The organism is Mycobacterium sp. E1715 (assembly GCF_001667625.1).
In the GTDB taxonomy this organism is placed as follows: Bacteria; Actinomycetota; Actinomycetes; order Mycobacteriales; family Mycobacteriaceae; genus Mycobacterium.
Window position 1 is genome coordinate 1 of record NZ_LZJJ01000066.1, and the last position, 970, is coordinate 970.

1 protein-coding gene is annotated in these 970 nt (G+C 71.5%); it reads left to right on the forward strand.

Annotated elements, in window-relative coordinates:
- A partial coding sequence (locus A9X03_RS03835; protein WP_231975343.1) for an arginine deiminase family protein occupies positions 1–970 on the forward strand: 970 nt, incomplete at both ends.

The following is a 970-nucleotide window of genomic DNA, read 5'->3' on the forward strand; positions in this document are numbered from 1 at the left end:
CTGGGCACCAATTCCGAGGTGGGAGCGCTGCGCGTCGTCATCCTGCACCGCCCCGGCGGCGAGCTGCGGCGGCTCAATCCGCGCAACATGGATCAGCTCCTCTTCGACGGGCTGCCCTGGGTCGCCCGCGCGCAGGACGAACACGACCAGTTCGCCGAGCTGCTCCGCTCCCGCGGGGTGGAGGTGCTGCTGCTGGCCGACCTGCTGGCCGAGGCCCTGACCCACAGCGGGGCCGCCCGGATGCAGGGCGTGGCCGCCGCTGTCGACGCGCGCCGGCTGGGAGTGCCTCTGGCGCAAGCACTTTCGGGCTATCTGCGGGGGCTCGACGCGGACAGGCTGGCCCACGTGCTGATGGCCGGCATGACGTTCAACGAACTGCCGTCGGATATCCGGACCGACGTCTCGCTGGTGCTGCGCATGCACCAGGGCGCGGACTTCGTCATCGAGCCGCTGCCCAACCTGGTGTTCACCCGCGACTCGTCGATCTGGATCGGTCCGCGCGTGGTGATCCCCACGCTGGCGTTGCGCGCCCGGGTGCGCGAGGCGTCGCTGACCGACCTGATCTACGCCCATCATCCGCGGTTCACCGGGGTGCGGCGCGCCTACGAGTCGCGCACCGCGCCCGTCGAGGGTGGCGACGTGCTGCTGCTCGGCCCGGGTGTGATAGCCGTCGGCGTCGGCGAGCGGACCACCCCGGCCGGCGCGGAAGCGTTGGCGCGCAGCCTCTTCGACGACGGCCTCGCCAGCAAGGTGCTCGCCGTGCCGATCGCCCAGCGCCGCGCCCAGATGCACCTGGACACGGTGTGCACGATGGTCGACACCGACACCGTGGTGATGTACGCCAACGTCGTCGACACGCTCTCGGCGTTCACCATCGAGCGCACGCCCGAGGGCGTCGCCATCAGCGACGAGGCGCCGTTCCTGGAGGCCGCCGCCAAGGCGCTGGAGATCGACCGGCTGCGCGTCATCG